The sequence below is a fragment of the Acidovorax sp. SRB_14 genome (assembly GCF_012932145.1).
GTDB lineage: Bacteria > Pseudomonadota > Gammaproteobacteria > Burkholderiales > Burkholderiaceae_C > Simplicispira.
The window spans coordinates 1-26849 of sequence record NZ_MWOK01000034.1 but is presented as its reverse complement, the minus strand read 5'-3'; the positions used below and the strand labels follow the sequence as shown (position 1 = coordinate 26849).

Sequence of the window (26849 nt, the reverse complement as noted above, 5' to 3'; positions counted from 1 at the left end):
GCAGCCGGTGGCACGCCTGGACGGGGTCCCCGCGCCGCAGGCCGCGGTGCGTGCGGCGGTCTGCGCGGTGTGCGGCCAGGTCGAGTCGGTGCAGGCCGTGCAGCAGGCGACGCCGGCCTCGGGCGTCGGCGCAGTGGCCGGCGGCGTGCTGGGCGCGGTGGTCGGCAACCAGGTCGGCAAGGGCTCGGGCCGCGCGGCGGCCACGGTGCTGGGCGCCGTCGGCGGCGGCTACCTCGGCCACACGGTGGAGCAGCGCACGCGCACGCAGACCGTGTACCAGGTGCGCGTGCGCATGGAAGACGGTTCGGTGCGCCAGTTCGAGCGCGCCCAGCCGGTGCCCGTGGGCGCGGCGGTCACGCTGCGCGGCAAGGGCTTCGCGCTGGGCCGCGGCGCCGCGCCCTCAGCGCAGGCGGGCGCTTCCGGCGCCTGAGCCCCGGCACGGCGGCGGGCGGCACGGTTCTGCGTGACGGAACCACCCAGCCCGTCGGGCATTCCGCTGCCGCCGGGACAGCCGCTGGCATGGAGGTGTGAAAGTCATCTGGGCGACTCTGTGCGGCCCGATTCGATGGGGGTTTCCCCTAAATTGTTCTGCATTGCAGAATTCCGATCTGCCCTCGACACCGGCCTCGCTAAGCTGGGTTGGCATTCCATTCTTCCCTTGACGGCCCGCTTGCGCGGTGTGCCGCCGGGGCCGGATGCACAGCCCAACCCACAGGAGTCAAGTCGATGGAGATCTTCCGGTTCCCGGGGACGTCAGGCCGAGCGGCGTGTCCGTCCTCCCTTTCCAGGCCCGCAGGCGCCCTGTCCAGCCCGCGCGGCGGGGGGGGCGGCTGATGGACATCTTTCTGCAACAGGTGCTCAACGGCCTGACGCTGGGCGGCATCTACAGCCTCGTGGCCCTCGGCCTGACGCTGGTCTACGGCATCCTGCACGTACCCAACTTTGCGCACGGCGCGTTCTACATGGTGGGCGCCTTCGTCTCGTTCCACCTGATGTCGGCCTGGGGCTGGAATTACTGGCTGGCCATGGCCGGCGCGGCGGCCTGCGTGGCGCTGTTGGCGGTGCTGGCCGAGCGGCTGGTGTTCCACCCGCTGCGCAACGCCTCGGGCCTGCACCCGATGATCGCGGCCATCGGCGTGCTGCTGTTCCTGGAGGCCGCGGCGCAGGCCATCTGGGGCGCCGACTTCCAGCGCATGCAGACGCCTTACACCAGCATCATCGACCTGGGCGGCATCACCGCGCCGGCGCAGCGCCTATTGATCATCGGCTCGGCCTTTGCACTGATGGTGGTGCTGCACCTGTTCCTGAAGAAAACGGTGGTCGGCTCGACCATCATCGCCATGGCGCAGAACCGCGACGGCGCCTCGCTCGTGGGCATCGACGCGCACCGCGTCGCCATGCTGACCTTCGCGATCTCGGGCGTGCTGGCCGCCGTGGGTGCCACGCTCTACGCACCGATCAACCTGGTCTACCCGGCCATGGGGCACCTGGTGATCACCAAGGCCTTCGTGATCATCATCCTCGGCGGCATGGGCAGCGTGCCCGGCGCCATCGTCGGCGGGCTGATCATCGGCTTTGCCGAGAGCTTCGGCGCCTACTACATCTCGACCGACTACAAGGACATCATCGCCTTCGTGCTGCTGGTGGCCATCCTGTCGGTGCGCCCGCAGGGCCTGTTCACCAAGGGAGCGCGCTAGCCATGAAGGCACCTCTGACAAGCCAGCTCGGCTGGGGGCTGCTGCTGGCCGCCGCGCTGGTGTTCCCGCTGGTCACCGGCAACGACTACCACCTCACGGTGATGAGCACGGCCTACATCTTCGCCATCGCCACCGTCGGGCTGAACCTCATCACCGGCTACACCGGCCAGTTCAACCTGGCGCACAGCGGCTTCATGGCCGTGGGCGCGTACACCGTGGGCATCCTCACGGTGGACCACGGCTGGTCGTTCTGGGCGGCGTTCGCGCTCTCGGGCGTGGTCACGGCGGCGCTGGGCTACTTCATCGGCATCCTGTCGCTGCGCCTCAAGGGCCACTACTTCTCGATCTTCACGCTGTGCGTGGGCTACATCATGTTTCTCGTGATCGAGAAGTGGGACGGCCTGACGCACGGCACCGTCGGCATCATGGGCATCCCCGCGCCCGGGCCCATCGGCGGCCTCGCGTTCGACACGCCGCTGGCGCTGTACTACCTCGTGCTGTTCTGGTTGGTGGTCGGGATGTGGGCGATGCGGCGCATCACGCGCTCGCTGCTCGGGCGCACCTTCGAGGCGATCCGCAACAGCGACGAGCTGGCCGAGGCTCTGGGCATCAATCTGATGCGCAACAAGACGCTGGCCTTCATGCTCTCGGTGTTCTACGCCGGCATGGCGGGCGGCCTGTACGCGGGCTTCGTGCGCTTCATCGGCCCGGGCGTTGCCGGCGTCGAGCACACCTTCGACATGACCATGTACATGCTGGTCGGCGGGCTGGGCACGCTGCTCGGGCCGCTGCTGGGCGCGCTCACGCTGCCCTGGCTCACGCAGTACCTGCAGTTCCTGCAGGAGTACCGCTTCATCGTCTTTGGCCCCATCCTGGTGCTGCTGGTGATCTTCGTGCCGCACGGCATCGTCGGCAGCTGGCAGAGCTGGCGTGCGCGGCGCGCGGCCGCGGAGGGCCAGCGCCATGCTTAAGATCGACCACCTGACCAAGCGCTTTGGCGGCCTGGCGGCCGTGAACGGCGTCAGCACCACCATCGAGGCCGGCAAGATCAACGCCATCATCGGCCCCAACGGCGCGGGCAAGACAACGTTCTTCAACCTCATCAGCTGCGTGCACCGGCCCACCTCGGGCACCATCACCTTCGAGGGGCGCGACGTGACCTCGCTGCGCACCGACCAGGTGGCGCGCCTGGGCGTGGCGCGCACCTTCCAGACCACGGCGCTGTTCGACGGCGCCACGGTGCTCGACAACCTGATCGTCGGCCACCGGCTGCGCACGCACTCGGGCCTGTTCGACGTGCTGCGCGGCTCGGGTCGGCTGCGCGAGGAAGAGCGCATCTGCCGCGAGAAGGCGCGCGACGCGCTCGACTTCGTCGGCCTCTCGCCCATCGCGCAGTGCCTGGCCGGCGACATCACGCAGGAAGAGCGCAAGCGCGTGGCCTTCGCGCTGGCGCTGGCCACCGACCCCAAGCTGCTGCTGCTCGACGAGCCCGCCGGCGGCGTGAACCCCGAGGAGACGCTGGGCCTGGCCGAGCTGATCCGCAAGATGGTGGCGAGCGGCCTGACGGTGTGCCTGATCGAGCACAAGATGAACATGATCATGAGCCTGGCCGACAAGATCCTGGTGCTCAGCTACGGCGAAAAAATCGCCGAAGGCACGCCCGCCGAAATCCGCGCCAACCCGGCCGTGATCGACGCCTACCTGGGGAGCGACCATGCTGGCATTTGACAACCTGTCGCTGCGCTACGGCAGCTTCCTCGCGCTCGACGGCGTGACGCTGCACGCCGAGGAAGGCGAGCTGGTCGTGCTGCTGGGCGCCAACGGCGCCGGCAAAAGCTCGATCTTCCTGACGGCCAGCGGCATCCACAGGGCGGCGGGCGGCAGCATCCGCTACGGCGACCAGGAGCTGGTCGGCATGAAACCCTCGCAGATCGTGCAGGCCGGCGTGGTGCAGTGCCCCGAGGGGCGCAAGCTGTTTCCGGGCATGACGGTGCTGAAGAACCTGCAGCTCGGCGGCTACGTGCACCGGCGCGCGCCGGCGCGCTGCCGGCAGATGCTCGACGAAGTGCTCGACCTCTTCCCGATCCTCGAAGAGAAAAAGGACGACCCCGCCGGGTCGCTGAGCGGCGGCCAGCAGCAGATGGTGGCCATCGGCCGCGCGCTGATGGGCCTGCCCAAGGTGCTGCTGCTCGACGAGCCGTCGCTCGGCCTCGCGCCGCTCGTCATCAAGCAGATGTTCGAGGTCATCCAGCGCATCAACCAGGCCGGCACCACGGTGCTGCTGGCCGAGCAGAACGCGTTTGCGGCGCTCAAGGTCGCGCACCGCGCGTACGTGATCGAGAGCGGCCGCATCGTCATGGAGGGCGCCCCCGACCGGCTGCTGGCCGACGACGCCATCCGCAAGGCCTACATCGGCGCCTGAGCGCCGCATCCCATCCACCCCTAGGAGACCAACCATGAAAAAGATCGCTTCCACGCTGCCCCTCTCGCGCCGCCGCATGACGGCCCTGGTGCTGGCCTGCACCGCGCTGACCGCCGGCCCGACCCTGGCGCAGGAGGTCGTGAAGATCGGCTACTCGGGCCCGCTCTCGGGCGGCGCGGCGCAGTACGGCAAGAACGTGCTCGATGGCGCGCTGATGGCCGTCAGCGAGGTCAATGCCAGCAACCCCGAGATCGGCGGCAAGAAGGTCAAGTTCGAGATCGTCGCGCTCGACGACAAGTACAACCCGAGCGAGACCGCCATCAACGCCCAGCGCCTGGTGCAGCAGCACAAGACGCCGGCCATCCTGGTGCCGCATTCGGGCGGCATCTTCGCGCTGCAGACCACCAACGAGGCGCAGAAATACCTCGTTCTGGCCTACAGCAGCGTGCCGCAGATCACCAACCGCGGCAACCAGCTCACGCTGCGCATTCCGCCCGAGTTCACCACCTACATCAAGCCCTTCTCGGCCTACCTGATGGAGCGTTTCGGCAAGAAGATCGCCCTGGTCGGCGCCGACCACGACTACGCCAAGGCCTGGGTCGCCGCGTTCAAGCCCGCCTGGGAAGCCGCCGGCGGCACCGTGGTGGCCGAGAACCCGATGTCGTACAACCGTGCGACCGACTTCTACAGCGGCGTGAGCAAGGCGCTCGCCGCCAAGCCCGACGTGCTGTTCGTCGGCGGCGCGTCCGAGCCCACGGGCCTGGTCGTCAAGCAGGCGCGCGAGCTGGGCTTCAAGGGCGGCTTCTTCGTGATGGACCAGGCCAAGCTCGACGAAATGGCCAAGGTCACGGGCGGCTACGCGGCGCTCGAAGGCGCCATCGGCGTGCTGCCCGTGGTCGAAGACCCGTCCGCCGCCATGAAGGGCTTTGTCGAGCGCTTCCACAAGGTCCATCCGAACCGCGACCCGGGCTCGGAATTCGTCTGGAACTACACCGCCGTGCACGCCACGCTGGCGGCCATGAAGATCGCCGGAACCACCAGTGACGCCGCCGCGATCCGCGCCCACCTCGACAAGGGCTACAAGGCGCTGACGCCGGCGCAGAACCCCGGCGGCGTGACAAGCGTGGACGGCAACGGCGGCGCCTCGACCGTGGAGCGCGGCGGCGCGGTCGAAGGCGGCAAGGTCAAGGTCATCATGTCCAAGTAAAGCCTGCGGTCGCAATGGCCGGTGCCGGCTGCGCTATCGGAGCGCAGCCGGCATTTTTTTGTCTCCGACCTGGAATTCCGATGAAAATTGGCTGAAACGCTTGTTGGACAAGCGCTATAAGCTCACTTTTCAGGAGTGATGGTCCGGGGTCAGGGCCCTGCGGCCGCACTCTTTTTCTCGCGCTCCTGCAGTTCGCGCCACTGCACCTTGCCCGTGCCCGACTTGGGCAGGCGGTCGGCGAACTGCACCAGGCGCGGGCTCTTGTAGGCCGCCATGTGGGCGTGCGCCCAGTCGATGATCTCCTGCCCGGTCACGCGGTCCCGGAAGGCCTCGCGCAGCACGACCACGGCCTTGACGGTCTCGCCGCGGCGCGCGTCCTTGGCGGCGATCACGCAGACCTCCTGGATGGCCGGGTGGGCGTACATCAGCGCTTCGACCTCGGCGGGCCAGACCTTAAAGCCCGACGCGTTGATCATGCGCTTGAGCCGGTCGACCATGTAGAAGTAGCCGTGCTCGTCGGTGCGCGCGAGGTCGCCGGTGCGCAGGAAGCGCTTGCCGTCGATCTGCACGAACGCGGCGGCCGTGGCCTCGGGCTGGCCCCAGTAGCCCTGCATGACCTGCGGGCCGTGCACGATGATTTCGCCGACCTCGCCGGGCGGCAGCTCCTGCAGCGTGGCCGGGTCGACCACGCGCGCGTCCACGTCGAAGATCGGGATGCCCAGGCACTGCTTCATGGGCCGCTCGGGCGGGTTGATGTGCGTGGGCGCCATGGTCTCGCTCATGCCATAGCCTTCGAGGTAGTCGAGGCCGCACAGTGCTTTGAGCTGGGTGGCCACGGCCTCGGGCATGGCCGCGCCGCCGCCGCTCAGGCGCCGGATGCTCGAGAGGTCGCAGTCGGCCAGGCGCGGGTGGGACAGCAGGTCCACCACCATGGTCACGATCATCTGCGTGTTGCTGACCCGGTAGCGCCCGATGAGCTGCGCGGCCGCGTCGCGGTCCCAGCGCGGCAGCAGCACGATGGTGGCGCCGGCGTAGAGCGCGCCGTTCATGCCGTTCTGCATGCCGGTCACGTGGAACAGCGGCAGCACCACCAGCGAGACCGCGTCCTGCGGCGTGCCCAGCCACTGCGTGCCGGCCACGGTGTTGTACATGACGCTGCGGTGCGTGTGCATGCAGCCCTTGGGGTGGCCCGTGGTGCCCGAGGTGTAGGGCATCACGGCGAGGTCGTCGGGACCGGCCTGGAGGGGGGCCGGGCGCAGGCCGGCGGCCAGCGCCTCCGACCAGGCCACGGCACCGGGCTCGGCGACGGGCTGGCGCGGCGCGGCCACGAAGGCGGGCACGGGCAGGTCGGTGGGCGCGGTGAGGTGGTCGCTGTAGGCGGCGACCACGGCGTGGCGCAGGCCGGGCGCGCCGGGGTCGGCGGCCGCGCGCGCGCGGCCCTCGCGCAGCAGCGGCAGCACCTGCGCGAACAGGTCCTGCGGCGCCACGATGGCGCGCGCGCCGGCGTCGTCGACGTAGTGGCGCAGTTCCTCGGTGAGGTTCATCGGGTTCACGGGCACCACCACCGCGTCGGCGCGCAGGATGGCGTAGTAGGCGATCACGAACTGCGGGCTGTTCTGCAGGTAGAGCAGCACGCGGTCGCCCTTGCGCACGCCGCAGACCTGCTGCAGGTGGCCGGCCAGGCGCTCGGTTTCCTCCTGCAGCCGGGCGTAGCCCAGCACGGAGTCGTAGAACACGAGCGCGGCCTTGTCCGGGTAGCGCAGCGCCGAGACTTCGAGGTTGCGGTAGAGGTGCGTGGCGGGCACCGTGAGGTGGCGCGGCAGCAGGCGCGGCCAGTGGGCGAAGTGGCGGTCGGACATGGTTCAGTGCGCCTGGTAGCGGGCCAGTTCCATCTTGCCGATCTGGTTGCGGTGCACCTCGTCGGGGCCGTCGGCAAAGCGCAGCGTGCGGGCCTGGGCGTAGGCCGCGGCGAGCGGGAAGTCGTCGCTCACGCCGGCGCCGCCATGCACCTGCATGGCCCAGTCGATGACCTGGCAGGCCATGGCGGGGGCCGCGACCTTGATCATGGCGATCTCCTTCTGCGCCACCTTGTTGCCCGCCGTGTCCATCATGTAGGCGGCGTTGAGCACCAGGAAGCGCGCCTGGTCGATCAGGATGCGCGCATTGGCGATGCGCTCGCGCGTCACGCCCTGGTCGGCAACGGGGCGGTGGAAGGCCACGCGGCCCAGCGCGCGCCGGCACATCAGTTCGAGCGCGCGCTCGGCCACGCCGATCAGGCGCATGCAGTGGTGGATGCGGCCCGGGCCCAGGCGCCCCTGGGCGATCTCGAAGCCGCGGCCCTCGCCGAGCAGCACGTTGCCGACCGGCACGCGCACGTTCTCGAAACGGACCTCGCCATGGCCGTGCGGCGCATGGTCGTAGCCGAAGACGGGCAGCGCGCGCTCCAGGGTCACGCCGGGCGCCTTCATGGGCACCAGCACCATCGACTGCTGGCGGTGGCGGCTCGGATGGCCAGGGTCGGTCTTGCCCATGAAGATCAGGATCTCGCAGCGCGGGTCGGGCGCGCCCGAGGTCCACCACTTGCGGCCGTTGATCACGTAGTCGCTGCCGTCGCGCTCGATGCGCGCCTCGATGTTGGTCGCGTCGGACGAGGCCACGTCGGGCTCGGTCATCGCGAAGGCCGAGCGGATCGTGCCGTCGAGCAGCGGCAGCAGCCAGCGCTGCTGCTGCTCTTCGGTGGCGTAGCGCACCAGGGTCTCCATGTTGCCGGTGTCGGGCGCCGCGCAGTTGAAGGCTTCGGGCGCCATGTGCGAGCGCCCCATGATCTCGCACAGCGGCGCGTATTCGAGGTTGCTCAGGCCCGCGCCATATTTCGACGCGGGCAGGAACAGGTTCCACAGCCCGGCCGCGCGGGCCTGGGCCTTGAGTTCCTCCATCACCTGCGTCGGCTGCCAGGCGTTGCCGGCCTTGCGGTTCTCGGCCACCTCGTGGTGGTAGACGGCTTCAGCGGGGTAGATGTGCTCGTCCATGAAGGCCGTGAGGCGCTGTTGCAGATCGATGACCTTGGGGGAGTAGGAGAAGTCCATGTGCAATCCTTTGCGGAAAATGGGGGTAATCGATGCCGTCGCGCGCTAATCCGCAGCCCATGCCACCGGCGCGGCCCAGGCCAGCCGCCGCCGCGCAAGGGCCACGCTGGGGTGTTGTCGCACTTCAGATCAGGCTGGCGCCGCCGTCCACCACGAGCGCCTGCCCGGTGATGTGGCGCGAAGCGTCGGACGCGAGGAAGACCACCGCGCCCTTGAGGTCCTCGTCGCCGCCGATGCGGCGCAGCGGCGTGCGCTCCTGCAGCGCAGGACCGAGTTTCTCGATCAGGCCGCTGGCCAGCTTGCTCGGGAAGAAGCCGGGGCAGATCGCGTTGACGCGGATGCCGTACGGTCCCCACTCGGACGCGAGCGTGCGCGCAAAGTGGATCGCCGCCGCCTTGGAGGTGTTGTAGGCGATGGTGTTCATGCCCGGCGGCGTGCCCTTGAGCCCGGCCACCGAGGCCGTGACGATGATGCTGCCGCGCCCCTGCGGAATCATGCAGCGCTTGCCGACCTCGCGCGAGAGGAAGAACGGCGCGTTCACGTTGAGGTCCATCACCTTGTGCCACGCGGCGTCGGGGTAGTCCTCGGCCTTGGCGCCCCAGGTGGCGCCGGCGTTGTTGACCAGGATGTCGATGCGGCCAAAGCGCGCCAGCACCTGGTCCACCAGCGCCGGGATCTGGTCGAACTTCGACAAATCGTTGACGATCGTCTGGACCTCGTAGCCCAGGCCCTCGAGGTGCTGCCGGGCCTGTGCCAGTTCATCGGCCTTGCGCGCGGTGATGGCGAGCCTGGCGCCCATCTCGCCGAGTGCCTCGGCCATCTGCAGGCCCAGGCCGCGCGAGCCGCCGGTGACCAGCGCGACCTGCCCGGTCAGGTCGAAAAGTTGTTTCACGCCCATGTCCGTACCCCCTGAAAAAGGACCTGCCGCCCTGCGCAGCGGGCCGCGCAGGGAATGAAAATTCTGCATTGCAGAAGCACTCCAGGACCATGCTAATGGCGCGCTCCCGCGCTGTAAACCGGCCCCTGTCGCCTGCGAAACTCTCGGCCATTGCCACGGCGGGCCGGGCTTTCTACGATGGCGGGTCCGCGGCGCACCCGCCCCTGCGGCACGCTGCGGCGTGCATCCTTTCCGTTTATTTCTGCAATGCAGAACAAAGGTGGCCATGCCCGAGTCTTCCCTGATCCAGCGCCGTGACCTCGACTTCCAGCTCTTTGAGGTGCTGCAGGCGCACCGGCTGGCCGAGCGCCCGCGCCATGCCGACCACAGCCGCGAGACCTTTGCCGCCGCGATCGACACCGCCCACGCGATCGCACAGGACAGGTTCGCGCCGCACAACCGCAAGTCCGATGAGCACGAGCCGACGTTTGACGGCGAGCGCGTGCACCTGATCCCCGAGGTGCGCGAGGCGCTCGACGCGTTCTGCGCTGCGGGCTTTCTGGCGCCCACCAAGGACTACGAGCAGGGCGGCATGCAGCTGCCCGTGGTGGTGGCGCAGGCCTGCTCGGCGCTGTTCAAAAGCGCCAACGGCGCCACCACCTCGTATGTGGGCCTGACGCTGGGCAATGCCAACGTGATCGAGCGCTTCGGCAGCGCAGCGCAGAAGCGCAAGTACCTCGGCGCGCTGCTGTCGGGGCGCTTCTTCGGCACCATGGCGCTGACCGAGCCGCAGGCCGGGTCGAGCCTGGCGGACCTGTGCACCCGCGCCACGCCGCAGCCCGACGGCAGTTACCGCATCCAGGGCAGCAAGATCTTCATCTCGGCAGGCGACCACGAGCTGCGCGAGAACATCGTGCACCTGGTGCTGGCGCGCATTGCCGGCGCGCCCGCGGGCGTCAAGGGCATCTCGCTGTTCACCGTGCCCAAGTTCCGCGTCCACGCCAACGGCAGCCTGGGTCCGCGCAACGGCGTGCGCCTCACCGGCCTGGTCCACAAGACCGGCTGGCGCGGCACCGCGTCCACCATGCTGTCGTTTGGCGAGGGCGGCGACTGCGAGGGCGAGCTGGTCGGCGCGCCGCACCAGGGCCTGGCCTGCATGTTCCACATGATGAACGAGGCGCGCATCGGCGTCGGCATGGGCGCGGTGATGTACGGCTACCGCGGCTACCTGGCGTCGCTGCAGTACGCGCGCAAGCGCCTGCAGGGCCGCGCGCCAGGCGCCAAGGACCCGCTGCAGCCGCAGCTGCCGCTGGTGGCCCATGCCGACGTGCGCCGCATGCTGCTGGCACAGAAGGCCTATGTCGAAGGGGGGCTCGCGCTGGGCCTGTACGCCGCGCGCCTGGTGGACGAGCAAAAAACCGGCGACAGCGACACGGCCCGCGCCGAGGCCGGCCTGCTGCTCGACCTGCTCACGCCCATCGTCAAATCGTGGCCCAGCCAATGGTGCCTGGAGGCCAACAGCCTGGCGATCCAGGTGCACGGCGGCTATGGTTACACGCGCGACTTCCCGGTCGAGCAGTACTGGCGCGACAACCGCCTGAACATGATCCACGAGGGCACGCACGGCATCCAGGCGCTCGACCTGCTGGGCCGCAAGGCCGTGATGCAGCAGGGCGCGGCGACGGCGTTGCTGGGCCGCGAACTGCAGGCCACGGTGGACGCGGCGCGCGCCTGGCCACGGCTGGCGCCGCACGCCGACGCGCTGCAGGCCGCCTGGGGCGAGGTGCAGGCCACGCTGGCCGTGCTCGCGCCGCTGCTGGGCCGCGACAGCGAGCGCGCGCTGGCCAACGCCGGCGTGTTCCTCGAAGCCTTCGGCCACACCGTGCTGGCCTGGACCTGGCTGCGCCAGGCCGTGGTGGCGGTCGGCGCGCTGGAGCGCGGCGCGGGTGGAGCCGAGGCCGATTTCTACCAAGGCAAGCTGCAGGCCTGCCGCTGGTTCTTCCACTGCGAGCTGCCGCGCACCGGGCCGCAGCACGCGCTGCTGCGCGGCCTCGACAACAGCGCGCTGGCGATGCAGGACGCCTGGTTCTGAGCCGGCCCCGGCCGGGCCTTGCGGGCGCGCTGCCCGCAGGCGGCTTGCGTCCAGAGGAAAATACCAGCCAAATCGGCCTCTGGCGCTGATGCAGCAAGCGCCTTCAGCTATCAAAAGAAGAGTTGAGTGCCCCGGCCGACCCAGACCCCGCCGCTGGGCGCAGTGTTCAGCGGTGCAGCGCGCTCTCGATGCGCGCGACCATGTCGAGGAAGCGCGGGCGCACCTCGTTGAGCAGGAACTCGGGCGGCAGGTTGAACGACGGCCCGCCGCAATTGATTACCATCGGCGGCAACCCGCCCCCGGGGTCGAACGCCCGCGCGATGGCATTCACGTTCTTTTGCCAGTCGCCAAAGGAGGTCGTCACGCCGAGCGTGCGGTGGTCGTGCAGGGCTTTTTCGATGCCTGCGTGCACCTCGGGCCAGCCGCTTTCCTTGCGCGCACGCGCTTGGGCCAGCACCTCGCTGCGCTCGTCCTCGGACACGGCGGCCAGCCAGGCGCGGCCCATGGCCGAGCGCGTGAGCGAAATGCGCGAGCCCACGTCCAGGCTCAGCGCCAGCAGGGCCGAGCTGCGGCAGTTCTCCACATAAATCATCGACAGCCGGTCGCGCGTGCCCAGCGACACCTCGGCGTGGGCGGCGTCGGCCAGCTCCTGCATCAGCGGGCGCGCCACCTGGCGCACGTCCAGGCGCACCAGCATGGCGCTGCCAAGCGACAGCGTGGCCGTGCCCAGGCGGTACTTGCCGCTGTCCTCGATGTGGATCAGGTAGCCCAGGCGCGTGAGCGTGGTCGTCAGGCGCGAGACGGTGGACTTGGGCAGCTGGCAGCGCTGCGCGATCTCCTGGTTGCCCAGCACCTTGTCGCCCGAGCGGAAGCACGACAGCACTTCGAGCCCGCGCGCCAGTGCCGCCACGAAATGGCGGTCTTCGGGAGCGCGCGGGGCCGCGGGGCGGGAAGGGGGGTGGGCAGGCATGGCGGGCATTATCGCGATGCCCTGCCCGTGGCGCGCCTTGCCCCGGAGCGCAGCCTCCGCAGAGCGCCACGGAGGGGGTGGGAGAAGGGTGTTTGCGCGTCAGGTTTTTTCTTCGCGCAGCATCTCGCGCAGCTTGAATTTCTGGATCTTTCCGGACGGCGTGGCGGGCAGCGCGTCGCGCACGATCAGGCGCTCGGGGATGTACTGCAGGGCAATCTTCTGATCTTTGAGGAACTGCACCAGGCCCGGCAGGTCGATGCTGTGCCCGGGCTTGGGCACCACCACGGCGCAGGCCCGCTCGCCCAGGCGCTCGTCGGGGTAGGCCACGATGGCGGCCAGCGCGATGGCCGGGTGGCGGTAGAGCAGCGACTCGACCTCGACCACCGGGATGTTCTCGCCGCCGCGGATGATCACGTCCTTGCTGCGCCCGGTGATGCGCAGGTAGCCGCGCTCGTCGATGCGTGCCAGGTCGCCGGTGTCGAACCAGTCGTCGGCGTCGGTGGCGTTCAGCTGGGCGCGGTGCAGGTAGCCGCCAAAGTTCGAGCACGAGCGCAGCAGCAGCTTGCCGGGCTCGCCGGGGGGCAGCGGCTGGCCGTCCACATCCACCACCTTGATTTCCACGCCGGGCAGCGGGCAGCCGTCGGTGTTGAAGGAGCGCTCGTCGTCGTCTTCCAGCCGGGTGAGCGTGACGGCGCCGTTCTCGGTCATGCCCCAGGCCGAGACGATCTTGGCGCCCAGCGTCTTGCGGGCTTGCTCGACCAGCGGGCCGGGGATCGGCGCGCCAGCGCAGAGAAAGGTGCGCAGGCTGGGCACGGCCACGCCGGTCTCGGCCACGGTGCGGGCCAGGTCGGTGAGGAACGGCGTGGAGGCCATGGTGAAGCTGGCCTGCTCCGCATTGATCAGTGCGATGGCCTGCTTGGGTTCCCAGATGTCCTGCAGCACCGCGCGTGCCTGCAGCACGATGGGCATGATGAGCCCGTACATGAAGCCGGTCTGGTGCGCCATGGGCGAGGCCATCAGCACCACATCGTCGGCGCCCAGGCGCAGGCGCTCGGCATAGGGAACGATGTTGGCCATCACGGTGTTGGCCGAGTGCATCACGCCCTTGGGCTCGCCCGTGGTGCCCGAGGTGTAGATGAGCTGGGTGACCTCGTCGGGGCCGGGGCGGTGGCCCGTGAGGATGTCCGCCGCATCGGGCGCGGCCTCCCAGGCGGGGCCGCTGAGCAGGGCGTCGAAGCTGTTGGCGCCCGTGCCGCCGACGATCACCAGCTGCTGAAGGTGCGGCAGGCGGGGCTGCAGGCCGGAGATCATCTGCTCGAAATCGAACCCCCGGAAGCTCTGGGGCGCAATCACCACCTTGGCCTCGCCGTGCTGCAGCATGAAGCCCAGTTCGCGCTCGCGAAAAATGTGCATCAGTGGGTTCATCACCGCGCCGATGCGCGAGCAGGCCAGGTAGGTCAGCGTGAACTGCCACCAGTTGGGCAGCTGGCAGGCCACGACGTCGCCCCGGCCCACGCCCAGGCGCGCCAGGCCGACGGCGATGCGGTCGGCCATGCGTGCCATTTCGCGGTAGGTGAAGCGCGTGGTGGTGCCGGTTTCCACCTGCAGCGCGGTCAGCGCGGGCTGGTCGGGGCAGGCCGCGAGGCAGGCGTCGAGCGCATCGTTGATCGTGCGGTCGCGCCAGTGGCCTTGCGCCACCAGGCGGGCGCGGCGAGGGGGGAGCAGTACAGCGTCGAAGTCCATGGTCTTGTCTCCGGGTGTGTCGGGTGGGCGGCTGGGTGCACGGCGTTCAGGCAGGCACGAATTTGCGGCCGGCCCGGGCGCGGGCAATGATGGTCTTCATGATCTGCGCCGTGCCATCGCCGATCTGGAAACCCAGCACGTCGCGCAGGCGCTGCTCCATCAGGCCGCGGTCGTAGCCGCCGTGGCCGAAGCACAGCAGGCACTGGTGGATTACGTCATAAGCCAGCTTGGGACCCCACCACTTGGCCATGCCGGCTTCTGCGGTGTGGGGCAGGTTCTTGTCCTTGAGCCACAGGCCCTGCAGGCACAGCAGACGTGCACCTTCGACCTCGGTGTCGTACTGCGCCAGCGGGTGCGTCACGCCCTGGAAGGCAGACAGCGGCTGGCCGAAGGCCTGGCGCTGGGTGATGTATTCCCAGGTTTCGTCGAGCGCCACGCGCGCCACGGCCAGGCACTGCAGCCCGATCAGCGAGCGCGAGAAGTCAAAGCCGTGCATCACCTGCACGAAGCCCTTGTTCTCATCGCCGAGGCGGTGGCTGACGGGCACGCGCACGTTCTCGAAAAAGATCGAGCCGCGACCGATGGCGCGCTGGCCGTGGCAGTCGAAGCGGCTGGTGGTGATGCCGGGTGTGTCCATTGGCACCACCACGGCCGTCACGCCATGGGCGCCGTCCTCGGGTTTGCCGGTGCGGCCGAACACGACGGCGATGTCGGCCTGGTCGGCAGCCGAGATGGAGGTCTTCTCGCCATTGATGACGTAGAAATCACTGCCCCCGTAGCTGGTGCGCTCGATGCGCAGGCGCAGGTTGGCGGCGTCCGAGCCCCCGCGCGGTTCGGTCAGTGCGATGCAGCAGATCGCCTCGCCTCGGGTGAGCTTGTGCAGCCAGGGCCCGACCACCTCGGGGTTGCCGTATCGGGACAGGATCTGGCCATTCAGCGACGCCAGCAGGTTCAGGTACGAGAAGCTCAGGTCGGCGCGGGCGATCTCCTCGTGGATCACACCGGCCGCCAGGCAGCCCAGCCCCAGGCCACCGTGCTGCTCGGGCAGTTCGGGGCAAATGAACCCGAGTTCGCCCATCTCGCGCAACAGCCCGCGGTCCAGATCGCGGGTCTGGTCGCGCTCGAGGAAGCCGGGCTTGACGCGCTCCTCGGCAAAGCGGCGCGCCGTGTCGGCCAGCGCCTGCAGGTCTTCGTCGATGTAGGGGTTCGGGTTCATCAGGGGTCTCCAGGGCTGGTGCGTGATTTCGCGTACTGGCGGAACTCGGGCTGGGGATGGCTCTTCAGCGCATCGCGGCTTCATGGGCCTCTTCGGCACCTGGCCGCCCGTGTGGCGCAGCGGGCCAGGCAGATGGGCTGCGTTTCCTGCACCCGGGCCCTGCCAAAGTTCGGCGTTCGGAGGGTGCCTCAGTTGGCCGACGCACCCGAAGACACAATGACGCGCTTCCATTTGTCGATCTCGGCGCCCATGTAGGTCTTGAACGCCTGGGGCGTTGTGATGGTTTTTTCGATCGCCAGCCCTTGCGCAGCCAATTGGTCGACGACGGATTTGTCGAGCAGGATGTCCTTGACGGCCTTGCCCACGCGTTCGGTGATCTCAGGCGGGGTATTGGCGGGCGCCAAAATTCCATACCAGGTCGTGGCCGAATAACCGGGCTGGCCCGATTCGGCGACGGTCGGAATGTCTGGAGCGGCCGCCAGGCGCGAGGGGCTGGTGACCGCCAGCGCACGCACCTTGCCGGCTTTCACGTGCGGCAGCAAGGTGACGAAGCTGGACACCATGACCTGTATCTCCCCCGACAACAGCGCTGGCAAGGCCTGGCCCGCGCCTTTGTAGGGAATGCGGACCATTTTCACGTCCGCGTTCATGTTCAGCATCTCGGTGGCCAGATAGGTGATGCTCGAACTGGAGCCATAGGCCAGTTCCGGGGTTGTGGTTTTGGCGTGGGCGACCAGTTCCGAGATGGTTTTGGCCGGAACAGACGGGTGAACCGCCACGATGTTCGGAGAGTCGCCGATCAAGACAATCGGAGTGAAATCCTTGAGCGAATCGTACGGAGCGGTTTTGTAGAGCGTGGCATTGATGGCGTGGGTCGCCGGGGCCAGCAAAAGCGTATAGCCATTGGCGGGGGACTGCGCGACTTTGGTAGCGGCAATGACGCCATCGGCCCCCGGGCGGTTGTCAATGACGATGGGCGTCCCCAGCATTTTGCTCAGCGGCTGCGACAGGATGCGGGCAATCGCATCGGCGGGGCCGCCCGCTGAAAAACCGATGACCAACTGGATGGGCTTGGCCGGGTAATCGGAGGCGGAATGGCTGGGAGCAATCAGTCCCAGCAGCAAACCCAGACCAATCGGAGTATGGCGAAAAATTCGGGTGAATTTCATTTCTCTCTCCAATCAATGGCTTTCGACGGCGATCTTTTGGGGATCTCCTGCGAGCAGGCGTTTCGCGGTATAGGTGCTTACGGTCACATCGTGCTGGTTCACAATGGAAACGGTAGAGGTCACCACCGCGCGTCCATGTTTGGAGGTTGGTCGGATATTGTCGATGCGCACATGGCCGTGAATGGTGTCGCCCACGCACACCGGCGCCAAAATCTTTTTTTCTATTTCGAGCAAGGCCATGCCGGTGCCCTGGATCATGCCTTGGACCAGCAGCCCTTCAATCAGGGTATAGGACAACGCCCCGGGCACCACGCGGCCCTGCATGGCGCCTTTGTGGTGGATGTCGGTGAAAATGATTTCGGTCATTCCGGTCAGAGTGATGAAATTCATCAAATCGGTTTCGGTAATGGTTCTTCCGTAGGTGATGAATTCCTGGTCGACATGCAAGTCGTGCCAGTAATATCCGCGACCCAGCAAAATAGGGGATGCCATGGTTGTCTCCTTTGTATTTAAGTAAATAGGCAAGTTGTTATTTCGGAATGGCGATTCCGAACAAGTCGAAAAACTCAGTTCAATGGATGGGAAAGGCCATCGAGCACTTCGCGCGTGTGTTCGCCCAGCCGGGGAGGTGGGCCGTTGTGGGCCCTCACTCCATCGAAAAGCACCGGGGCGCCTGGGAAGCACAGCGCGCCCATGGACGCATCGTTCAGGTGCTGGAAAAACCCCACGGCCTGCAAATGCGGGTCGGTCAGTAAATCCTCGGGCTGGTTCACGACGGCGCCAGGCACCTGCAGTTCTTCCAGGATGGCGAGCCACTCTGCCGTGGTTTTCTGCGACAACACGGTCCCCAGCGACTGGTAGACAAAGCCGGAATGCTCGCTGCGCGCCGAAATGCTGGCAAAACGCGGATCGGCCGCAAGGTCCGCATGCCCTGTGGCGGTCAGCAGTTCATTCCAGTGCCTGTCGGTATAGGGCATGACGCAGATATAGCCATCCAGGGTGGCGAAGGGTTTGCGCCAGGGGGCCAGTGCACGGGGGTAACCCATTTTCTGGTCGTGCGCCGCGAAGTTGGCGCCGTACATGTGCTCCACCAAGGTAAATGCCACCATCGACTCGAACATGGGCACTTCCACGGTGCTGCCGACCCCGAAACGTTCGCGTTTGACCACCGCCGCCAGAATTGCACTGGCCGCCAGGGTTCCGACGGTCTTGTCGGCCAGAATGGTCGGGGTGTAGCGCGGCTCGTCCGCGCCATGGCGTTGCGCAAGGGCCGCCATTCCCGACATTCCCTGAATGACATCGTCGTAGGCCGGTTTTCCGCCATAGGGCCCATCCTGGCCAAAGCCATTCAGGCTCACATAAATCAACTGCGGATTGTGGGAGCGAAGATCGTCGGGCGTGATGCCCAGCGCCTGGAGTTTCTGTGGGCGGATATTGTGGACAAAAACATCCGCGGACCGCACCAGGGCATAGAAATCTTCTTTGCTGGCCGGGTCCTTGAGGTTCAAGGTGACGCTTCTTTTCCCCCGGTTGACTCCCATGAACAAACTGGCCATGTTGTTTTCAACGGAAAACCCCGTGCGGCGGGAATCGTCGCCTTCCGGCGGCTCGATTTTGATGACGTCCGCTCCATATTCCGCCAGGATCTGTGTCGCATAAGGTCCCATCACGACATTGCACAGATCAATCACTCTGATTTTTTCCAGGGGTAGCATATTTTTGTATCGAATCGGGTTGTGAAAGTAAATGGAGGCGTGGCGCTGCCAGACCTGGGCACCTACCGATCCAGGCTTTGCCTTCGGCGGGGCACGATCGGTCTGAAACTCCGGCCATTCAGTCGGCAACGATCTTGCGTTCCTTGATCAGCGTGGACAGCGTGGCACCCTCGTCCGCCAGCAGCTTGCGGAAGGCTGCGGTGTCCACAGGGGCGGGCTCGGCGCCCAGGTGGTTGAACCGCTCTTTGAGCGCAGGGGCCGCCAGCGCCTTGGTCAGTTCCCGCGACAGGCGCTCGGTGATCTCGGGCGGAACCTTGTTCGGGGCCCATACGCCGAACCAGATGTCCAGGCTCGCGTTCTTGATGCCCAGATCGGCGTACGTCGGCGCATCCGGAAAGAAAGGCGATTTCCGGTCGCTGGCCACGGCCAGCAGCTTGACCTTGCCCGCCTTGATGTGCGGCAGGGCGATGCCCGGATCAAAGACGAAGTCGGCCTGGCTGGCCATCACGTCCTGCAGCGCGGGCGCAGATCCGCGGTACGGGACGTGCGTGGTGAGGGTGCCCGTGCTTTGGTTGAACAGCTCTCCCGCAAGATGCGGCGGCGTGCCGGACCCGGAGGACGCAAAGTTCAATTTGCCGGGCTGTGATTTGGCCAGGGCGATGAGCTGCCTGGCATCCGTGGCCTCGAGCGTGGGACGGGCCACCAGATACATCTGCATGCGTCCGATCCCCATCACGGGAGCCAGGTCGCGCGAGGGCAGAAGGTTGCTGGACTTGAACAGGAAGGGGTTGACCGTTTCGACCGAGGTCGGTGCGACGAGAAAGGTGTAGCCGTCGGGTGCTGCTCTGGACACCTCGCTGGCGCTCAGGGTGCCGCTGGCGCCGGGCTTGTTGTCCACGATGAACGTTTGGCCCAGGGCTTCGCTGAGCGACTGCGCCACACTGCGGGCCATCACGTCGGTACCACCGCCCGGGGCAAATCCCACCACCAGGCGCACGGGCTTGGACGGCCAGGCCGCCGTCTGGCCGACCGCGGGCAGCGCCGCCGCTGCCAGGAGGGCCGCGGCACCGATGGTCAGGGTGCGGCGGGAGAGGAAGCGAAAAGCGCGGTGGGGCGTAGGTGTCATGGTGTCTCCTGTGGTGTTGTGCAATGGCGGTCCGACAAAAAGCCGTTTTTCACCCGCCTGTCGGGGGCGATTTGGCGTAAAAAACACTGTCCGTGGTCCGTGACCAGGGCAGTGCGTGGGCGCGCCATACGCCGCCAGCGCAAGGCACACCGTGTGCATCACGTCTGGCCCTGCGCTGTGAGCGCCGCGCGGATGGCCTGTACCGATTCGGGGTTGACCAGCGTGCTCAGGTCGCCCGGGTCGTCTCCGAGCCAGGAGGCGCGGACCACGCGGCGCATCATCTTCATGTTGCGGGTGCGCGGCAGGTCGTCCACCAGGACCACCTTGGCGGGGCGAAACGCGCCGCCCAGTCCAGCGACCACCGCTGCAGACAGGGTGTTGACCGCGCTGCCCGCATCAATGCCGGGGCGGGGGACGCAAAGGCACACCACCGCAGTGCCTTTGACGGCGTCTGGCACGCCGATCGCCGCCGCGTCTTGCAGCAGCCCGGTGGCCATCAGCAGCGCCTCGATTTCGGAGGGGCCGGTGCGCTTGCCCGCAATCTTGAGCGTGTCGTCCGAGCGGCCATGCACGTACCACATGCCGTCGGCGTCGCGGCTGGCGAAGTCGCCGTGTACCCACAGATTGGGCAGGCGCGACCAGTAGCTTTGCAGGTAGCGCTCGCGGTCGTGCCACAGGCCGCGCGTGAGGCCGATGCTGGGGCTGCGCATCACCAGCTCGCCCGTCACATCGGGACCGACACTGGCCCCTTCGGCATCGACCACATCTGCGCCTGTGCCGGGCACGGGGCCCGCAAAGGCGCACGGCTTGAGCGGATGGACCACGGTGCCCGTCAGGATGCCGCCCACCTCGGTGCCGCCGGAGTAATTGAGCAGGGGGACTTTGCGTTGGCCCACGCGCTCGAACGTCCACTGCCAGGCCTCGGGCGTCCAGGGCTCGCCAGTGGAGACGATGACGCGCAACGAGCTGAGGTCCAGCGCGCCGATGGCGTCGCTGCCCAGCGACATCGACAGGCGTGCCACCGTGGGCGCGAGGCCCAAGTAGCTGACGCGGTGGCGTTCGATGAGGCGCCACAGGCGGTCGGGTTCGGGGTAGTTGGGCGCACCCTCTGCCAGCACCACTGTCGACCCCACCAGCAGGCCGCCGAATACCAGAATCGGGCCCACCAACCAGCCCATGTCCGACATCCAGAGGAATCGATCCGCAGGCTTGAGGTCCATGCAGATCGACAGGTCCAGCGCCGTCTTGACCGGGAAACCGCAGTGCGAGTGCACCACGCCCTTGGGCTTGCCGCTGGTGCCCGAGGTGAACATCAGCAGGAAAGGATCGTCGGCGGGCATGGCTTCCGTCGGCACGGCCGTGCAGTCTTCGGGCGCGCCGGCGGCGAGTTCATGCCACCAGTGGTCGCGCCCCTCGGTCCAGCCGTGCTCCGTGGCCAGATGGCCCAGCACCACGACGTGCTGCACGCCCGGGCAATGCTGCAGCGCCTCGTCGGCGACGGCCTTGGCGCCGACCGGCTTGCCACGGCGCAGGGAGCCGTCCACCGTGATCAGCGCCTTGGCCTGTCCATCGGTCAGGCGCTGCGCGATGGCGTCGGCGCCGAAGCCCGAAAACATCGGCAGCACAATGCCGCCGATCTTGGCCACCGCCAGCATGGCGGCCGCTGCCTGCGGCAGGTTGGGCAGGTACATGCCCACCACGTCGCCGCGGCCCAGCCCCAGGCGGCGCAGCCCCCAGGCGAGCCGGCAGGTCTCGCGGTCCAGGTCGGCAAAGCTCCAGCGGGTCACGGTGCCGTCTTCGCCTTCCCAGACCAAAGCCTCTTGCGTGTAGCGCGCCGTGCCCCGACGCCGGTCGAGGCAGTTGAGCACCACATTGGTCGTGCCGCCCACGCACCAGTGCGCGAAGGGCAGCCCCTCGCCCAGGTCCAGCACCCGGTCGTAGGGGCGCTGGAACCGATAGTCGAGGAAGCGGATCAGCGCGTCGTTGAACCAAGCCGGATCGGCGCTGGCGCGCGCATTGAGCGCCTCGAAGCTGTCGACCCCGAGCGCGCGCATGAAGCGCGTGAGGTTGGCGTTGTCTACCGTGCTGCGGTCGGGCCACCACACAGCGCCGGACGGGTCGAGGGCATCGGCTTGCATGGGTCGTGTTCCGATCGAAAAGTTACTTGGCGTACTTGCGGAACTCGGGCTTGCGCTTGTCTTTCAGCGCGTTGACGCCTTCGCGCGACTCTTCGGTGTCATAGAACAGCTTCAGCGCGTACATGCCCAGGCCCGCGATGCCGGCCTGGTGGGCCGTGTCGGCGTTGAAGCTGCGCTTGGCGATGGCCAGCGCCGTGGGGCTGCGCTCGCACAGCTCCTCGCCGATCTTCTGCACTTCGGCGTCGAGCTGGTCGTGCGGGAAGCAGAAGTTGGCCAGGCCCATGGCCACGGCTTCGGCGCCGCTGTAGCGGCGGTTCAGGTACCAGATCTCGCGCGCTTTCTTTTCGCCGACGACGCGGGCCAGGAAGGCGGTGCCGTAGCCGGGGTCGACCGAGCCCATCTTGGGGCCGACCTGCCCGAACTGCGCCTTGTCGGAGCAGATGGTCAGGTCGCAGATGGTGGCCAGCACGTTGCCGCCGCCGATCGCAAAGCCCTGCACGCGGGCAATCACGGGCTTGGGCACGTCGCGGATCGCGGTGTGCAGCTCTTCCATCGGCAGGCCGATGGTGCCGCGTCCGTCGTAGTTGCCGCTGTGGGCCGACTGGTCGCCACCGGTGCAGAACGCCCGGTCGCCCGCGCCTGCCAGCACGATGGCGCCCACGTCGCGGTCGTAGCCGGCCTTGTTCAGCGCCTTGATGATCTCGTCGCAGGTCTGGCCGCGGAAGGCGTTCATCTTGTCGGCGCGGTTGATCGTGATCCAGGCCACGCCGTTGCGCACTTCGTACAGGATGTCTTCGAAATTCATGGTGTTCTTTCGGGGAGAAGAAAGGGTGGGCAGGGCTCAGCCGTGCATGGTCAGGCCGCCGGAGACGCTGATGACCTGGCCGGTGATGAAGGAGGCGTCGTCGCTGCCGAAGAAGGCGATGGCACTGGCCAGGTCGTCGGGCTGGCCCAGGCGGCCCAGCGGAATGGCGCTCTTGAAGGCGTCGATCAGCTTGGCAGGGTCGCGCGCGCCTTCGGCCACGCCGGCCAGCAAGGCGGTGTCGGTGGGGCCGGGGCAGACCACGTTGACGGTGATGCCCTGGCGCGCGTGTTCCCGCGCCAGGGTCTTGGACAGCGCCACCAGACCGCCCTTGCAGGCGGCGTAGACGGCCTCGCCCGAGGAGCCGCCGCGCGCGGCGTCGGACGCCACGTTGACGATGCGGCCGGCTTTGCGTTCGACCATGCCCGGCAGCACCGCGTGGTGCATGTGCAGCGCTCCCGTGAGGTTGATGGCGATGAGCCGGTCCCACTCTGCGGGAACCGTTTTGGTGAAGGGCTTGAACACGTCCCAGCCGGCGTTGTTGACCAGCACATCGATGGGACCGAGCTGGGCTTCGGCGCCAGCCACCGCCGCATCGACCTGGGGGCGCTGCGTGATGTCGCACTGGAACGCGGCCGCCTGGCCCCCGCCGGCGCGGATGTCGGCGGCCACCTTCTCGGCGGCCGCCAGGTTCATGTCGAACACCGCCACCCGGGCGCCCTCGCGGGCAAAGCGGCGGCAGGCCGCTCCGCCGATGCCGCCGCCGCCGCCGGTCACGATCACTGTTTTGCCGTCAAATCTTTGCATGGGTTTCTCCGTGGGGTCTGTGGGTGCAATCCGGGTTGCTATGCTGAGGGCCGTATGGGAAGTTTGCAGCCATATGCGTCAATACATTGACGTATATTAGGACGGTGTCGAGCGCGGTGCAAGCAAAAAATTCAAGGAAAAATAGTGGTAAACCCTCAAGAAAACAGCGACATTGCGAAGATGGAGCTGGCCAACCGTTTGTTCTTTCGTTTGTATCAATGTGCAAACATGTTGCATAAAACGGGCACCCGGGCGGTCGAGGCGCAGGGGCTGACCACGCAGCAATGGGCCGTGCTGGGGGCGCTGTCGCGCCCCGAAGCGGCGGACGGCATGAGCGTGGGAGATCTGGCCCGCTACCTGATGGTGAGCCGGCAAAACCTCTCGGGCCTGATCAGCCGCATGGAGCGGGACGGTCACCTGGGCAGTGCGCCGGACGGCCGGGATCGCCGGTCACGGCGCATCACCATGACGGAATCGGGGCGGGAGGTCTGGGTGAACGAGGCGCAGCCCAACATCCGCCGCTATTACGGGCAGGCGCTGGCGGGTTTTTCCGTGGGGGACATGGCGCACACGCTGCATTACCTGCTCAAGCTGCTGGGCAACATGCAGCGCCTGGACGAGGAGGGTGTGGCGGCCGCAGAAGACGGTCACGAAGCTTCAGACGCTGCCACTCCTGGGTAGATCCTGAGCAGGCTGGGCCGGGCCGCTGGCGCGGGCTTGCTTGTCGACGCGTCGAACGCTATGCGCCGCGCAGCATGCTGCGGTACTGCATCGCCTCCGCCACGTGCGCCACCTGCGTGTGCTGCGCGCCCGCCAGGTCGGCGATGGTGCGCGCCACCTTGAGGGCGCGGTGCGTGGCGCGCGCGGACCAGCCCAGGCGGGCTGCCGCGGTCTGCAGGAACTGGGCGGCGGCGGGGTCGAGCAGCACATGCGTGTCGATGGCCTGGCCTTGCAGCGCCTGGTTGGCGCAGCCCTGGCGCTGGGTAGAACGCTGGCGCGCCTGCGCCACGCGCTCGCGGATGGCGGCCGTGCCTTCGCCGGGCGGTGCGCCCAGCAGCTCGTGGGCGGGCAGGGCGGGCACTTCGATGTGCAGGTCGATGCGGTCGAGCAGCGGGCCGCTGAGCTTGCCTTGGTAGCGCGCTACCTGCTCGGGCGAGCAGCGGCAAGCGCGCTGCGCTGCGCCCCGGTAGCCGCAGGGGCAGGGGTTCATCGCGGCCACCATCTGAAAGCGCGCCGGGAAGTCGGCGCGCTGCGCCGCCCGCGCGATGGTGATGTGGCCGGTCTCGAGCGGTTCGCGCAGCGCTTCGAGCGCGGCGCGCGGAAATTCCGGAAGTTCGTCCAAAAACAGCACGCCGTGGTGAGCGAGCGAGATCTCGCCCGGGCGCGGCGGCGAGCCGCCACCCACCAGCGCCACTGCGCTGGCCGTGTGGTGCGGGCTGCAGGTCGGGCGCAGCGCCCAGTGCGACAGCGCAAAGCGGCCCGTGAGGCTCGCCACGGCCGCGCTCTCGAGCGCCTCGTCGACGGTCATGGCGGGCAGCACGCCGGCAAAGCGCTGCGCCAGCATGGACTTGCCCGAGCCCGGCGGCCCCACCAGCAGCAGGCTGTGGTTGCCGGCGGCGGCGATCTCCAGCGCGCGCTTGGCACCGGCCTGGCCCTTGACGTCGGCCAGGTCGGCATAGCTGCCCGTGGCCTGCAGCGGCTGGGCCGACAGGCGCGCCCAGCCGCCGTCCGGTGGCGCATCGGCCGGGCCATCGGCTGCGCCGCTGCCCGGCGGCAGGAACTGGCGCACCACATCGAGCAGGTGGCGCGCGCGCCAGACCTGGGCCTCGGGCACCAGGGCCGCCTCTTCGGCGCTGCCCGGGGGCAGCACCAGCTGCGCCGCGATCTGGCCGTTGCGCAGGGCTAGGCTGGTGGCCAGCGAGCCGCGCACCGGACGCAGCTCGCCCGACAGCGAGAGCTCGCCGGCGAACTCGTAGCCCGCCAGGCGCGCGCCCTCGATCTGCCCGCTCGCGGCCAGGATGCCGAGCGCGATCGGCAGGTCAAAGCGCCCCGAGTCCTTGGGCAGGTCGGCCGGCGCCAGGTTGACGGTGATGCGCTTGTTGTGCGGAAACTCCAGCCCCGCGTTCTGCAGCGCCGAGCGCACGCGCTCGCGCGCCTCCTTGACCTCCACATCGGCCAGGCCGACCAGCGTGAAGCTGGGCAGGCCGTTGGCCAGATGCACCTCGACGGTGACGGGCGGGGCCTGCAGCCCCAGCAGGGCGCGGCTTTGCACCAGAGCAAGACTCATGAGCGTGTTTCTCCCCAGATCAGTGCGTTGTGGCGGTCGCGCGGGAGCCCGGAGCGCGCCGTGCACCAGCAGGGTGCGCGCCGCGCCGGCAGGCCCCGCCAATGTACCTGCTGTGCAGCGCGCCATCGGGGCGCACACGCCGGCGCGGGGGCGCAAACGGCATGGCACGGTCCGTGCTTAAACAGGCCGTCCCCACCCCGTCCACCAGGAGAAACCATGATCCGCAGCCCCGCCATGACCTTCGGCCTTGCCCTTGCCGCCGCGCTGCCGCTGTTCGCCAGTGCCCAGCTCACCGCCAACCTGGGCCTGACCAGCAACTACAAATTCCGCGGGCAGGACCAGGACACGTCGCGGCAGCGCGCCGTCAAGCCTGCGCTGCAGGGCGGCTTCGACTATGCGTTCGGCGACACGGGCTGGTATGTGGGCAACTGGAACTCGAGCGTGGACTGGCTGCCCGGCAACTCGCTCGAAGCCGACCTCTACGGCGGCTACAAATTCAAGGCCGGCGGCATGGACCTGGACCTGGGCGCGCTGACCTATGTCTACCCCGGCAACCGCCAGGGCAACACCACCGAGCTCTACGGCGCGGCGAGCTTCGGGCCGCTCACGGCCAAGTACTCGCACACCGTCTCCAGGGACTACTTCGGCTGGGCCGGCGCGCAGGCGGGCTCGGGCCTGAAGGGGCGCAACACCGGGTACCTGAACCTCGCCTATGCCCAGGAGATCGCGCCGCAGACCACGCTCAAGGCCTCGGTCGGCTACACGCGCTTCGCCAGCGACATCCACCGCCTGGGCGTGCCGCACTACGTGGACTACAGCGTGGGCGGCGCCTACGACTTCGGCGGCGGCCTCGCGCTCGGCGCCGCGGTGGTGGGCGCCAACCACAAGGCGTTCTTTGGCGACGGCAACAAGGCGCGGCTGGTGGTCTCGCTGACCAAGACGTTGTAACCCCATCCACCCGGGCGGCAGCGCCGCCCTTTTTCGGAGGATCTCCAAATGAAAATGGTGACTGCCATCATCAAGCCCTTCAAGCTCGACGAGGTGCGCGAGGCGCTCTCGGACATCGGCGTGCAAGGCATCACGGTGACCGAGGTCAAGGGCTTTGGCCGGCAAAAGGGCCACACCGAGCTCTACCGTGGCGCCGAATACGTGGTCGACTTTCTGCCCAAGGTGAAGATCGAGGCCGCCGTGCCCGACGAACTCGCCGAGCGCGTCATCGAGGCCATCGAGACCGCCGCACGCACCGGCAAGATCGGCGACGGCAAGATCTTCGTGACCGGCCTGGAGCAGGTGGTGCGCATCCGCACCGGCGAGACCGGCAGCGCTGCCGTCTGACCACCCCACCCCGTCCTTCCACCGAATGCGAGGCCTTGCCATGACCCCCAGACTTCTTTCCTGTGCCCTGGGCCTGGTGCTGCTGTGCACCGCCGCCACCACGCCCGCGCAAACCCCGCCGCCGCCCGCGCCTGCGGCCGCTGTCGCCCCCGCCGATGCG

Annotated in this window: 24 protein-coding genes; 10 read left to right on the top strand and 14 right to left on the bottom strand. The window is 68.1% G+C overall.

Annotated features, from left to right (window positions below):
• The 6 genes from B2J86_RS17100 to B2J86_RS17075 form a co-directional block, all read left to right on the top strand.
• A partial coding sequence (locus B2J86_RS17100) for a glycine zipper 2TM domain-containing protein (RefSeq protein WP_173026203.1) occupies positions 1–430 on the top strand: 430 nt, incomplete at its 5' end.
• Positions 431–833: 403 nt separating this feature from the next.
• Positions 834–1697, top strand: a complete 864-nt coding sequence (locus B2J86_RS17095) for a branched-chain amino acid ABC transporter permease (protein WP_169636001.1) — start codon at positions 834–836, stop codon at positions 1695–1697.
• Positions 1698–1699: 2 nt separating this feature from the next.
• Positions 1700–2668, top strand: a complete 969-nt coding sequence (locus B2J86_RS17090) for a branched-chain amino acid ABC transporter permease (RefSeq protein ID WP_169636002.1) — start codon at positions 1700–1702, stop codon at positions 2666–2668.
• The gene (locus tag B2J86_RS17085; protein ID WP_169167945.1) at positions 2661–3425 is read left to right on the top strand and encodes an ABC transporter ATP-binding protein; all 765 of its coding nucleotides are present in this window, start codon (positions 2661–2663) and stop codon (positions 3423–3425) included. The genes B2J86_RS17090 and B2J86_RS17085 overlap by 8 nt, the downstream gene beginning before the upstream one ends.
• Complete coding sequence (locus B2J86_RS17080; RefSeq protein ID WP_169167946.1) at positions 3412–4119, top strand: ABC transporter ATP-binding protein; 708 nt, start codon at positions 3412–3414, stop codon at positions 4117–4119. The genes B2J86_RS17085 and B2J86_RS17080 overlap by 14 nt, the downstream gene beginning before the upstream one ends.
• A gap of 34 nt (positions 4120–4153) precedes the next feature.
• Entirely contained in the window at positions 4154–5326 is a 1173-nt protein-coding gene (locus B2J86_RS17075) for an ABC transporter substrate-binding protein (protein WP_169167947.1), read from the top strand.
• 149 nt (positions 5327–5475) lie between these two features.
• Here the strand turns inward: B2J86_RS17075 and B2J86_RS17070 are convergent, their stop codons facing one another.
• The 3 genes from B2J86_RS17070 to B2J86_RS17060 all read right to left on the bottom strand — a co-directional run bounded on the left by B2J86_RS17070 (position 5476) and on the right by B2J86_RS17060 (position 9310).
• The gene (locus B2J86_RS17070) at positions 5476–7185 is read right to left on the bottom strand and encodes a long-chain fatty acid--CoA ligase (RefSeq protein WP_169636004.1); all 1710 of its coding nucleotides are present in this window, start codon (positions 7183–7185) and stop codon (positions 5476–5478) included.
• A 3-nt stretch (positions 7186–7188) separates the two neighbouring features.
• Positions 7189–8412: an acyl-CoA dehydrogenase family protein gene (locus B2J86_RS17065; protein WP_169636005.1), complete on the bottom strand. Its 1224-nt coding sequence runs from the start codon at positions 8410–8412 to the stop codon at positions 7189–7191.
• A 124-nt stretch (positions 8413–8536) separates the two neighbouring features.
• Positions 8537–9310 (bottom strand): SDR family oxidoreductase, encoded by a 774-nt coding sequence (locus tag B2J86_RS17060; RefSeq protein ID WP_173026202.1) that lies wholly within the window; start codon positions 9308–9310, stop codon positions 8537–8539.
• Positions 9311–9575: 265 nt separating this feature from the next.
• Here B2J86_RS17060 and B2J86_RS17055 point away from each other — a divergent pair, with 265 nt between their 5' ends.
• Positions 9576–11381 carry an acyl-CoA dehydrogenase gene (locus B2J86_RS17055; RefSeq protein ID WP_173026201.1) on the top strand — a complete coding sequence of 602 codons (1806 nt, stop codon included), beginning with the start codon at positions 9576–9578 and terminating at the stop codon, positions 11379–11381.
• Between the two features lie 166 nt (positions 11382–11547).
• On the opposite strand, the gene B2J86_RS17050 is transcribed toward B2J86_RS17055, so the two are convergent.
• From B2J86_RS17050 to badH, 10 genes are all read right to left on the bottom strand, one after another.
• Positions 11548–12360 (bottom strand): IclR family transcriptional regulator, encoded by an 813-nt coding sequence (locus tag B2J86_RS17050; protein WP_371736595.1) that lies wholly within the window; start codon positions 12358–12360, stop codon positions 11548–11550.
• A gap of 90 nt (positions 12361–12450) precedes the next feature.
• Positions 12451–14094, bottom strand: a complete 1644-nt coding sequence (gene aliA, locus B2J86_RS17045; protein WP_173026200.1) for a cyclohexanecarboxylate-CoA ligase — start codon at positions 14092–14094, stop codon at positions 12451–12453.
• 46 nt (positions 14095–14140) lie between these two features.
• Entirely contained in the window at positions 14141–15310 is a 1170-nt protein-coding gene (aliB, locus tag B2J86_RS17040) for a cyclohexanecarboxyl-CoA dehydrogenase (RefSeq protein ID WP_169167954.1), read from the bottom strand.
• Positions 15311–15498: 188 nt separating this feature from the next.
• Positions 15499–16479: a tripartite tricarboxylate transporter substrate binding protein gene (locus B2J86_RS17035; RefSeq protein ID WP_173026199.1), complete on the bottom strand. Its 981-nt coding sequence runs from the start codon at positions 16477–16479 to the stop codon at positions 15499–15501.
• 12 nt (positions 16480–16491) lie between these two features.
• Entirely contained in the window at positions 16492–16971 is a 480-nt protein-coding gene (locus tag B2J86_RS17030) for a MaoC/PaaZ C-terminal domain-containing protein (protein WP_173026198.1), read from the bottom strand.
• Between the two features lie 74 nt (positions 16972–17045).
• Complete coding sequence (locus B2J86_RS17025; protein WP_169167957.1) at positions 17046–18194, bottom strand: CaiB/BaiF CoA-transferase family protein; 1149 nt, start codon at positions 18192–18194, stop codon at positions 17046–17048.
• A gap of 118 nt (positions 18195–18312) precedes the next feature.
• Positions 18313–19320 carry a tripartite tricarboxylate transporter substrate binding protein gene (locus tag B2J86_RS17020; RefSeq protein WP_173026197.1) on the bottom strand — a complete coding sequence of 336 codons (1008 nt, stop codon included), beginning with the start codon at positions 19318–19320 and terminating at the stop codon, positions 18313–18315.
• A 158-nt stretch (positions 19321–19478) separates the two neighbouring features.
• The gene (locus B2J86_RS17015; protein WP_173026196.1) at positions 19479–21458 is read right to left on the bottom strand and encodes an AMP-binding protein; all 1980 of its coding nucleotides are present in this window, start codon (positions 21456–21458) and stop codon (positions 19479–19481) included.
• A 22-nt stretch (positions 21459–21480) separates the two neighbouring features.
• Positions 21481–22263, bottom strand: coding sequence for a 2-ketocyclohexanecarboxyl-CoA hydrolase (badI, locus tag B2J86_RS17010; RefSeq protein WP_173026195.1), 783 nt, complete (start codon positions 22261–22263; stop codon positions 21481–21483).
• Between the two features lie 36 nt (positions 22264–22299).
• Positions 22300–23067 carry a 2-hydroxycyclohexanecarboxyl-CoA dehydrogenase gene (gene badH, locus B2J86_RS17005; RefSeq protein WP_169167961.1) on the bottom strand — a complete coding sequence of 256 codons (768 nt, stop codon included), beginning with the start codon at positions 23065–23067 and terminating at the stop codon, positions 22300–22302.
• Between the two features lie 180 nt (positions 23068–23247).
• Between badH and B2J86_RS17000 the strand changes: the two genes are divergently transcribed.
• Positions 23248–23748 carry a MarR family winged helix-turn-helix transcriptional regulator gene (locus B2J86_RS17000; protein WP_173026194.1) on the top strand — a complete coding sequence of 167 codons (501 nt, stop codon included), beginning with the start codon at positions 23248–23250 and terminating at the stop codon, positions 23746–23748.
• 58 nt (positions 23749–23806) lie between these two features.
• Here the strand turns inward: B2J86_RS17000 and B2J86_RS16995 are convergent, their stop codons facing one another.
• Positions 23807–25354 (bottom strand): YifB family Mg chelatase-like AAA ATPase, encoded by a 1548-nt coding sequence (locus B2J86_RS16995; protein WP_173026193.1) that lies wholly within the window; start codon positions 25352–25354, stop codon positions 23807–23809.
• A 216-nt stretch (positions 25355–25570) separates the two neighbouring features.
• Between B2J86_RS16995 and B2J86_RS16990 the strand changes: the two genes are divergently transcribed.
• Together B2J86_RS16990 and glnK are read left to right on the top strand one after the other, a co-directional pair.
• A complete protein-coding gene (locus B2J86_RS16990; protein WP_173026192.1) occupies positions 25571–26302 on the top strand; it encodes a TorF family putative porin in 732 nt (243 codons plus the stop codon).
• A gap of 48 nt (positions 26303–26350) precedes the next feature.
• On the top strand, positions 26351–26689 hold the full coding sequence (gene glnK, locus B2J86_RS16985; RefSeq protein ID WP_169637910.1) for a P-II family nitrogen regulator: 339 nt from the start codon (positions 26351–26353) through the stop codon (positions 26687–26689).
• The last annotated feature ends 160 nt before the right edge of the window (positions 26690–26849 follow it).

Coding starts and splice junctions, on each gene's coding strand:
- B2J86_RS17095 (WP_169636001.1), top strand. CDS start 834: ATGGACATCTTTCTGCAACAGGTGCTCAACGGCCTGACGCTGGGCGGC.
- B2J86_RS17090 (WP_169636002.1), top strand. CDS start 1,700: ATGAAGGCACCTCTGACAAGCCAGCTCGGCTGGGGGCTGCTGCTGGCC.
- B2J86_RS17085 (WP_169167945.1), top strand. CDS start 2,661: ATGCTTAAGATCGACCACCTGACCAAGCGCTTTGGCGGCCTGGCGGCC.
- B2J86_RS17080 (WP_169167946.1), top strand. CDS start 3,412: ATGCTGGCATTTGACAACCTGTCGCTGCGCTACGGCAGCTTCCTCGCG.
- B2J86_RS17075 (WP_169167947.1), top strand. CDS start 4,154: ATGAAAAAGATCGCTTCCACGCTGCCCCTCTCGCGCCGCCGCATGACG.
- B2J86_RS17070 (WP_169636004.1), bottom strand. CDS start 7,185: ATGTCCGACCGCCACTTCGCCCACTGGCCGCGCCTGCTGCCGCGCCAC.
- B2J86_RS17065 (WP_169636005.1), bottom strand. CDS start 8,412: ATGGACTTCTCCTACTCCCCCAAGGTCATCGATCTGCAACAGCGCCTC.
- B2J86_RS17060 (WP_173026202.1), bottom strand. CDS start 9,310: ATGGGCGTGAAACAACTTTTCGACCTGACCGGGCAGGTCGCGCTGGTC.
- B2J86_RS17055 (WP_173026201.1), top strand. CDS start 9,576: ATGCCCGAGTCTTCCCTGATCCAGCGCCGTGACCTCGACTTCCAGCTC.
- B2J86_RS17050 (WP_371736595.1), bottom strand. CDS start 12,360: ATGCCCGCCATGCCTGCCCACCCCCCTTCCCGCCCCGCGGCCCCGCGC.
- aliA (WP_173026200.1), bottom strand. CDS start 14,094: ATGGACTTCGACGCTGTACTGCTCCCCCCTCGCCGCGCCCGCCTGGTG.
- aliB (WP_169167954.1), bottom strand. CDS start 15,310: ATGAACCCGAACCCCTACATCGACGAAGACCTGCAGGCGCTGGCCGAC.
- B2J86_RS17035 (WP_173026199.1), bottom strand. CDS start 16,479: ATGAAATTCACCCGAATTTTTCGCCATACTCCGATTGGTCTGGGTTTG.
- B2J86_RS17030 (WP_173026198.1), bottom strand. CDS start 16,971: ATGGCATCCCCTATTTTGCTGGGTCGCGGATATTACTGGCACGACTTG.
- B2J86_RS17025 (WP_169167957.1), bottom strand. CDS start 18,194: ATGCTACCCCTGGAAAAAATCAGAGTGATTGATCTGTGCAATGTCGTG.
- B2J86_RS17020 (WP_173026197.1), bottom strand. CDS start 19,320: ATGACACCTACGCCCCACCGCGCTTTTCGCTTCCTCTCCCGCCGCACC.
- B2J86_RS17015 (WP_173026196.1), bottom strand. CDS start 21,458: ATGCAAGCCGATGCCCTCGACCCGTCCGGCGCTGTGTGGTGGCCCGAC.
- badI (WP_173026195.1), bottom strand. CDS start 22,263: ATGAATTTCGAAGACATCCTGTACGAAGTGCGCAACGGCGTGGCCTGG.
- badH (WP_169167961.1), bottom strand. CDS start 23,067: ATGCAAAGATTTGACGGCAAAACAGTGATCGTGACCGGCGGCGGCGGC.
- B2J86_RS17000 (WP_173026194.1), top strand. CDS start 23,248: ATGGAGCTGGCCAACCGTTTGTTCTTTCGTTTGTATCAATGTGCAAAC.
- B2J86_RS16995 (WP_173026193.1), bottom strand. CDS start 25,354: ATGAGTCTTGCTCTGGTGCAAAGCCGCGCCCTGCTGGGGCTGCAGGCC.
- B2J86_RS16990 (WP_173026192.1), top strand. CDS start 25,571: ATGATCCGCAGCCCCGCCATGACCTTCGGCCTTGCCCTTGCCGCCGCG.
- glnK (WP_169637910.1), top strand. CDS start 26,351: ATGAAAATGGTGACTGCCATCATCAAGCCCTTCAAGCTCGACGAGGTG.